The 7,647-nt window shown below is 68.6% G+C and carries 7 protein-coding genes; 1 reads left to right on the top strand and 6 read right to left on the bottom strand.

Annotated features, from left to right (window positions below):
• Window positions 1-48: 48 nt before the first annotated feature.
• The 6 genes from ACYP33_RS24385 to ACYP33_RS24360 form a co-directional block, all read right to left on the bottom strand.
• The gene (locus ACYP33_RS24385; RefSeq protein WP_459624270.1) at window positions 49-1,476 is read right to left on the bottom strand and encodes an aldehyde dehydrogenase family protein; all 1,428 of its coding nucleotides are present in this window, start codon (window positions 1,474-1,476) and stop codon (window positions 49-51) included.
• A 43-nt stretch (window positions 1,477-1,519) separates the two neighbouring features.
• Window positions 1,520-2,329, bottom strand: coding sequence for an ABC transporter permease (locus ACYP33_RS24380; RefSeq protein WP_414448530.1), 810 nt, complete (start codon window positions 2,327-2,329; stop codon window positions 1,520-1,522).
• Window positions 2,326-3,195, bottom strand: a complete 870-nt coding sequence (locus ACYP33_RS24375; protein WP_459624284.1) for an ABC transporter permease — start codon at window positions 3,193-3,195, stop codon at window positions 2,326-2,328. Before ACYP33_RS24375 ends, ACYP33_RS24380 begins: the two co-directional genes overlap by 4 nt.
• A 38-nt stretch (window positions 3,196-3,233) precedes the next feature.
• On the bottom strand, window positions 3,234-4,586 hold the full coding sequence (locus tag ACYP33_RS24370) for an NAD(P)/FAD-dependent oxidoreductase (RefSeq protein ID WP_459624269.1): 1,353 nt from the start codon (window positions 4,584-4,586) through the stop codon (window positions 3,234-3,236).
• Between the two features lie 2 nt (window positions 4,587-4,588).
• Window positions 4,589-5,299: an HAD-IA family hydrolase gene (locus tag ACYP33_RS24365; protein WP_414440854.1), complete on the bottom strand. Its 711-nt coding sequence runs from the start codon at window positions 5,297-5,299 to the stop codon at window positions 4,589-4,591.
• A gap of 127 nt (window positions 5,300-5,426) precedes the next feature.
• On the bottom strand, window positions 5,427-6,503 hold the full coding sequence (locus tag ACYP33_RS24360; RefSeq protein WP_414448533.1) for an ABC transporter ATP-binding protein: 1,077 nt from the start codon (window positions 6,501-6,503) through the stop codon (window positions 5,427-5,429).
• 99 nt (window positions 6,504-6,602) lie between these two features.
• Here ACYP33_RS24360 and ACYP33_RS24355 point away from each other — a divergent pair, with 99 nt between their 5' ends.
• Window positions 6,603-7,574: a LysR family transcriptional regulator gene (locus ACYP33_RS24355; protein WP_459624268.1), complete on the top strand. Its 972-nt coding sequence runs from the start codon at window positions 6,603-6,605 to the stop codon at window positions 7,572-7,574.
• The last annotated feature ends 73 nt before the right edge of the window (window positions 7,575-7,647 follow it).

The following is a 7,647-nucleotide window of genomic DNA, read 5'->3' as shown; positions in this document are numbered from 1 at the left end:
CGTGCCGCGCAAGACGCGCGGCACGGCGTTCGATCGATCGGCGCGACGTCAGTCGCCGTAGCCGACCACGCCCTTCACTTCGAGAAACGCCTCCAGCCCCCATTCGGCGTATTCGCGGCCGTTGCCCGATTGCTTGTAGCCGCCGAACGGCGCGCCCGCATCCCAGGCCGGATAGTTCAGATACACACCGCCCGCGCGCAGCCGGAATCCCACGCGCCGTGCGCGCGCCAAGTCGCCCGATTGCACGTAGGCGGCCAGGCCGTATGGGCTGTCGTTGGCGATCGAGATCGCCTCCTCTTCGTCGCGATACGGCAGGATCGCGAGCACCGGCCCGAAGATCTCCTCGTTGGCGATCGTCATGTCGGGCCGCACGTTTGCGAACACGGTAGGCTTCACGTAATAGCCCTGCGTGAGCCCGTCGGGGCGGCCAGGGCCGCCCGCCACGAGTTGCGCGCCCTCGGCCACCCCGGCCTCGATCAGCCGCTGCACGCGCCCGAACTGCACGGCGTTGACCACCGGCCCCATCATCACGCCGGCCGTGCCGGGCGCGCCGACCCGATGCGCGAGCGCTGCACGTCGTGCGATCTCGACGGCCTCGTCGTGACGCTCGGCCGGCACCAGCATCCGCGTCGGTGCGTTGCACGACTGGCCGCTGTTGCTGAAGCAACTGTCCACGCCGTTCTTCACGGCCGTTTCGAAATCGGCGTCGTCGAGCAGCAGGTTCGCCGATTTGCCACCCAGCTCCTGATGCACGCGCTTCACGCCCGGCGCGGCCAGCGTGGCGACCTGCACGCCGGCGCGCGTCGAGCCGGTGAACGACACCATGTCGATGTCGGGATGCGCGCACAGCGCCGCGCCCACGCCCGGCCCGTCGCCGTGCACGAGGTTGAACACACCGGGCGGCACGCCCGCTTCGTGCAGCACCTCGGCGAACAGCGCGGCGTCGAGCGGCGACACCTCGCTCGGCTTGAGCACCATCGTGCAGCCGGCCAGCAGCGCCGGCGCGACCTTGCAGACGATCTGGTTGATCGGCCAATTCCATGGCGTGATCAGCGCAACCACGCCGAGCGGCTCGTGGCAGATCAGCGTCGAGCCCTTGCGGCGCTGCCAGACGAACGTCTCGCTGGTGCGCAACAGTTCCTCCAGATGGCGCCGGCCGAGCCCGGCCTGCCAGTCGGATGCCAGCGCGGGCGGCGCGCCCAGCTCGCGCGACAGCGTGGCCGCGATCTCGTCGTAGCGCCGCAAATACACGTCGAGCACGCGCCGCAGCAACGCGACGCGCTCGGCCGGCTCGGTTTGCGAGAACGTGCCGAACGCGCGTTTCGCGGCGGCCACGGCGCGCTCGACGTCGCGCGCATCGCCGAGCGCCACTTCGGCGTAGGGCTGTTCGGTGCACGGGTCGACGACGGGCAGGCGCGCGTCGCCGAACGGCGCGACCCACGCGCCGTCGATGTAGAAGTTCAGGGCATCGGTCATGCGCGGTTCCGTAGGAGTCCGTGAAAAGGCGAGCGCGCCGCGTTCAGGCCGCCGCCGCGCTCGCCGCCTGATTGCCACCGCGCCGGCTGATCACCATCATCAGCACCAGCGCGAGCGTGATCGCGGTCAGCATGGTGCTGATCGCGGCGATGGTCGGATCGATCTCGTCGCGCAGCGTCACGAACATGCGGCGCGTCAGCGTCTGATTCGGGCCGCCCGATACGAACAGCGCCACCACCGTTTCGTCGAGTGCCTGGATGAACACGAACACCGCGCCCGAGATCACGCTGGAGCGAATCTGCGGCAGCGTGACGGTCAGGAAACTGCGCAGGCGGTTCATGCCGAGGCTGCGCGCGGCCATTTCCTGCGCGTGATCGAACGAGCGCAGGTCCGCGCCCACCGAGATCAGCACGTAGGGCAGGCCCAGCATGGCGTCGGCCAGGATCAGGCCGCCGAGCGTGTTGACATAGCCGAACTGCGAGTAGACGAAGAACACGCCCACCGCCACGATGATGATCGGCACCATCAGCGGCAGCATCAGCACCGTGCGCAGCCGGCGAATCAACGGATGCCGGCCGTGTTCGATCGCGTAGGCCGCGGCCACGCCCACCGGCGTGGCGATCAGCACCGCGCCGAACGAGGCCGCCAGCGTGGTGCGCGCCGCCGCCAGCCATTCGGGATTCCCGAAGAACGCGTGATACCAGCGCAGCGACAGCGACGGCGGCGGGAACGTCATGAAGCGCGTGTCGGAGAACGACATCGGCACCACGATCAGCACCGGGATCATCAGGAATGCGAGGATCAGGATCACCGCGGCGATCAGCAGCGCGCGGGCCAGCGGATTCGGTTTCATTTCGCCCCCAGGGTCTTGTCGAGCGGGATCACGCGGCTGGCCGCATAGAAGATCGCGAACACGCACAGCAGCAGCACCACGCTCACCGAGCTGGCCGCGCCCCAACTGTTGTAGATCTCCACGTTGCGGCTCACCACCATCGACACCATGATCGAGCGGCCGCCGCCCATCAGTTCGGGCGTGATGTAGAAGCCGAGGCAGAGCACGAACACCAGCGTGACGCCGGCCACCACGCCGCCCATCGACAGCGGCAGGAACACCCGCACGAAGTTGTGCAGCGGCGTGGCGCCGAGGCTGGCGGCGGCTTGAGAAAGGTTGCGGGGAATCTTCTGCATGGCCGAATACAGAGGCAGCACCATGAACGGCAGCAGGATGTGCACCATCGCCACGATCGTGCCCAGTTCGTTGTAGGCCAGTTGCAGCGGGCGATCGATCAGGCCGGTGGCCATCAGCACCTTGTTGACCACGCCGGTGCGCTGCAGCAGCACGAGCCATGCATAGGTGCGCACCAGCACGCTGGTCCAGAACGGCAGCACCACCATGCCGAGGATCAGCGCCGTGTAGCGCGGTCGCACCGAGGCGGCCAGGTACGCCACCGGGTAGGCCAGCAGCAGCGTGACGACGGTGACGATCGCGCTCATGCGGAACGTCAGCGCGAAGGTGTCGAGGTAGGGGCCGCTGAAGATGCGGCGGTAGTATTCGAGCGTGAAGCCGCCGTCCTGGCGAATCGACTGCCACGACAGCCACGCCAGCGGCGCGACCAGCAGCAGCACGACCACGACCAGCGCGGGCGCGAGCAACAGCAGCATCGCGCGATCCTCGCGCCGTTGATGATGGCGCGCGGCGCCGGCCTCGTTCGGTCGCATCAATTCGGTATCCGAAATCAGAGTTCTGGCAGTCGCCATCATACCCCCAGCGAATCGAGTATCTGGTACCACGCGGCGACGAGCCTGACGCCCGGCGCGCGCAGCGCATGAAACGGCACCGGCCGCAGGCCGTCCTGCGCGAGCAGCGCGAGATCGGGCCGCTCGCCGAGCGCCAGCGCGGCCGCGTGCTGGCCGATCAGGCTCGCCATCGCCACGCCCGCGCCGTTGTAGCCGAGGCAGAACACGGTGGAGGCGTCGCTGCGGCCGACGTGCGGCAACGCATTGAACGTCATGCCGACGTAGCCCGACCAGCGGTATTCCACCCGCACGCCGGCCAGTTGCGGGAACAGCGCCACCATCGCGCGGCGCAGCGCCTCGAAGCCGGTGTCCTGGCCTTCCTTGCCGAACGCGTCGCGGCCGCCGAAAATCATGCGGCCGTCGGCGCGGCGGAACCACTTCATCATCCGGCGCGTTTCGGTATAGCTGCGGTCGCCCGTCATCAGCGCCGCATCGAGTTCGGCCGGCAGGCGTTCGGTGGCGATCATCGCGCTGCGGAACGGCACGAGTTCGCGTTGATAGTCGGCCGTGGCCGCGCTCAAGCCCGAGTACGCATTGGTGGCCACGATCAACTGCTTCGCGCGCACCGTGGCCGCCGGCGTGCGCAGCGTGACGCCGCCCGGCGTGCGGTCGATCGCCAGCACCGGCGTGCCGGTGTGGATCGGCACGCCGCGCGCCGCCAGGCCGCGCGCGAGGCCGAGCACGTATTCGAGCGGCAGGATGGTGCCCGCGTCGGCGCTCAACACGCCGCCGACGAAGCCCGTCGAGCCGGTTTCTTCGGTGACCTGAGCACGCGAGAGCGCGGTCATCGATGTGTCGCCGAGCGTCGTGCGTACCCATTCGGCTTCGGCCAGACAACCCGCCAGCGCGCGCTCGGTGTGCGCGCAGCGCAGGCTGCCGGTATGCGCGAGCCGTGCGCCTTCGATGCCGAATTCGTCGACCAGCGCCTCCACCGCGCGCACGCCTTCATGCGCGAGCCGATGCATGCGCTTCGCGACGTCAAGCCCGTGACGGCTCGCGATGGTCGGGAACGACAGGCGAAACTTCGACGACACCACGCCGCCGTTGCGCCCGCTCGCGCCCCATCCCACCGGGTTCGCGTCGAGCACCGCGCAGGACACGCCGCGCCGCTGCAACGCATGCGCGGCGCCGAGGCCCGAGTAGCCGGCCCCGATCACCGCCACCTCCACCTGCAGATCGCGGTCGAGCGGCCCCGCGCCGGCATCGGCGTCGAGCACGCCCGAGCGGCCGGCGAGATGACGCCACAGCGAATCAGGCTGCAAAGCGGGCTGCAAACCGGGCTGCGGAGCGGTCGTGGCGGACGGCGCGAGCATGATCAGGCCGCGGCCAGTTCGGCGTCTACCGCGTCGGCGAGCGCGGCGAGCGTCGCGAAGCAGAACGTCGGCGTGGTCACTTCGTTCGGCACCGGCGTGCCGCCGAAGCCCTTCTCGCCCTGGCGGCGCTCGATCCAGCAGGTCGCGTAGCCGAGCTGGGTGGCGATGCCGATGTCGTGATACTGGCTCTGCGCCGTGTGCAGGATCTCGCGGAACTTGTAGCCGAACGCGGCCTGACGCCCGCGGTTGTAGGCGAAGAATTGCGGGTCCGGCTTGGCGACGCCGGTTTCGTCGCAGCACACCGTATCGTCGAACGGATCGCCGAGCGTGTGCGCGTAGGCCGACAGCGCGACGCGGTCGGCATTGGTCATCGCGACCAGCCGGAAGTGCTTGCGCAGGCGCTTGAGCGCGGCCACCGAATCCTCGAACGCAGGCCATTCGAGCACGTCGCGCTGGAACGCGGCGGCCGATTGCGGATCGTCGGGCAGGCCCAGTTCCTTGGCGAGCGACAGGTAGACGCTGGACATCGCGTGGCTGGAGCGGCCCGGGAACGCGGCGCGGCCGCGCAGGTACGGCTCGAAGATCTGATCGTCGGTCAGGTCTTTCGCGGCGGGGCCGCCGAGGCGGCGCACCGAGGCGAGCACGCCCTGTTCGAAGTTGATCAGCGTCCCGACTACATCGAACGTCAGAACCTTGAAATCGGTGAGCTTCATGGCTTGGATCCTTGATGACATGACACGGGTTTCGAAAACGGCACTGCAAACAGGGCGCACCTCTCCCCCGCGGCCTCGCCGGAGCGAAGCGCGTTGCGAGGCATGACGCCGGAAGCGGGGGTGCCCGTCAGGCGGGCACGACGATCGTGTCGCGCGGGTCGAGCACGACGGAAACGGACGCGCCGGGCGGCGGGATACGCTGCCGCGCGTCGTGGTTGCCGGGCTGGCGCAGGCTCAGCGCGGTGCCGTCGGGCAGCGTCGCGAACACGCGCAGGCTTTCGCCCTGATAAAGCACCTCGGTCACGCGCGCGCTGAGGCGGTTGGCCCCGGCCGGCGCGGTGCCATCGTCGATCACGAGTTTTTCGGTCTGCACCGCGAGCAGCAGCTTGTCGCCGCGCGGCAGCGGCGCGCTGGTGTGCAGCACGGCATCGCCGAGCCGCACCGCGTGCTCGCCCTCGCGCTGCACCGGCAGCAGCGTCGCCTCGCCGATGAAGCTGGCCACGAACGCATTGCACGGGCGGTCGTAGAGCCGCTCGGGGGTATCGATCTGCACCAGCTTGCCGTTACGCAGGACTGCCACACGATCGCTCATCGTCAGCGCCTCGCGCTGGTCGTGCGTGACATACACGATGGTCGCGCCGAGCCGCCGGTGCAGGCGGCGCAGCTCGATCTGCATGGTTTCGCGCAGTTGCTTGTCGAGCGCGGAAAGCGGCTCGTCCATCAGGATCAGTTGCGGCTCGAACACCATCGCGCGAGCCAGCGCCACGCGCTGCCGCTGGCCGCCCGACAGCTCGCTGATGCGGCGGCCCTCGTAGCCGGACAGTTCGACCATCGCGAGCGCATCGGCCACGCGGCGCGCCCAGCCCGATTTCGGCTCGCGGCGGGCGCGCAGCGCGAACGCCACGTTCTCGCCCACCGTCATGTGCGGAAACAGCGCGTAGTTCTGGAACACGATGCCGATGTCGCGCTTGTGCGGCGGCGCAAATGTAATGTCGCGCTCGCCCACCCACACGCTGCCGCTGGTCGGCTGCACGAAGCCGCCGAGGATGCCGAGCAGCGTGGTCTTGCCCGAGCCGGACGGCCCCAGCAGCGAAACGAATTCGCCCTGCGCCACGTCCAGCGATACGTCGTCGAGCGCGGCCACCTGGCCATAACGCTTGACCGCCGATCGAATCGATACGCCTGCCTTTACTCTCGCGTCCATCCATCGCTCCCGCTTTGTCAGACCGTGTTGAACAAAATATAGGCGTCCATATTTTTGGCGGCAATTCCCAAATTGTTGGATCGGGCATAACATCAGGTCATGCCGAATCTTCGTCGCAAACTCCCGAGCGCGAACGCGCTGTTCGTCTTCGAAGCCGCCGCGCGCTGCGGAAATTTCACGCGCGCAGCCGAGGAGCTTTACGTCAGCCAGCCGGCCGTCAGCCGCATGCTGTCGCGCATGGAGGATCACATCGGCGTGCGCCTGTTCGAGCGCGTGCACGGCGGCATCGAGCTGACCGAGAACGGCCGCATTCTCTATCGCAAGATCTCCGAAGGATTGAACGGCATCGAAGATGCCATCAGCGAGATCGAGGCCCGCGCCACCGGGGTGGAACCGGTCACCTTGTCGGTATCCACCGCGTTCACCACGCACTGGCTGATGTCGCGCATGGGCCGGCTCAACGCGGCGTTTCCGTCGGTCGATCTGCGTTTTCAACTGATTTCGGGGCGCATCGGCGGCCCGCTCGGCGACGTCGATCTCGGCATGCGCTTCCTGCACGGCGGCGAGCCGGTCGAGCACAGCGTGGCCGTGATGCCCGAGGTGCTGCTGCCGGTGTGCAACCCGCGCTACGCGGAACTCGCACGCGGCGAGGCCTGGCACGAGCATGGCGACACCGTCATCGTCATGGATGCCGAGGAACGCGGCTGGCACACGCGCTACCGGGCGTTCGCCAGCGGCGAGCGCACCGCCGCCCACGTCCTGAGCTTCAACGATTACGCGATCGTCGTGCAGGCCGCGCTGCTGGGCCAGGGCATCGCGCTCGGCTGGGTCAACGTGCTTGCGCACTGGCTCGCGCAGAAGCAACTGGTGCCGGCCGTGTCGGAATTGCAGGTAACCGACCGCCTGTGCTGCCTGTCGTGGGCGCCGGGGCGCCCGCTTCGGCCGATCGTGGCCGAGGTACGCGACTGGCTGCTCGCCGAGATGCACGCCGATCTCGCCGCCGTCGATCTCGCCTATCCCGAACTCGGGCTGGCCGCCGCCATCGCGGCCGGGCCGCGCACGACGGCCTGAGCCCGCGCCGCACAGCATGAAATGCCGTGCGTACCCCTCAAAACAACCGATTCGTACTGTTTAGCAATTTATT

Source organism: Burkholderia sp. 3C (genome assembly GCF_054589155.1).
The sequence above is the reverse complement of the archived record's forward strand: the minus strand, read 5'-3'. Positions and strand labels throughout refer to the sequence as shown.

Excerpts from the sequence above, each read along its gene's own strand:
- ACYP33_RS24385 (WP_459624270.1), bottom strand. The coding sequence starts at position 1,476 with ATGACCGATGCCCTGAACTTCTACATCGACGGCGCGTGGGTCGCGCCG.
- ACYP33_RS24380 (WP_414448530.1), bottom strand. The coding sequence starts at position 2,329 with ATGAAACCGAATCCGCTGGCCCGCGCGCTGCTGATCGCCGCGGTGATC.
- ACYP33_RS24375 (WP_459624284.1), bottom strand. The coding sequence starts at position 3,195 with ATGCGACCGAACGAGGCCGGCGCCGCGCGCCATCATCAACGGCGCGAG.
- ACYP33_RS24370 (WP_459624269.1), bottom strand. The coding sequence starts at position 4,586 with ATGCTCGCGCCGTCCGCCACGACCGCTCCGCAGCCCGGTTTGCAGCCC.
- ACYP33_RS24365 (WP_414440854.1), bottom strand. The coding sequence starts at position 5,299 with ATGAAGCTCACCGATTTCAAGGTTCTGACGTTCGATGTAGTCGGGACG.
- ACYP33_RS24360 (WP_414448533.1), bottom strand. The coding sequence starts at position 6,503 with ATGGACGCGAGAGTAAAGGCAGGCGTATCGATTCGATCGGCGGTCAAG.
- ACYP33_RS24355 (WP_459624268.1), top strand. The coding sequence starts at position 6,603 with ATGCCGAATCTTCGTCGCAAACTCCCGAGCGCGAACGCGCTGTTCGTC.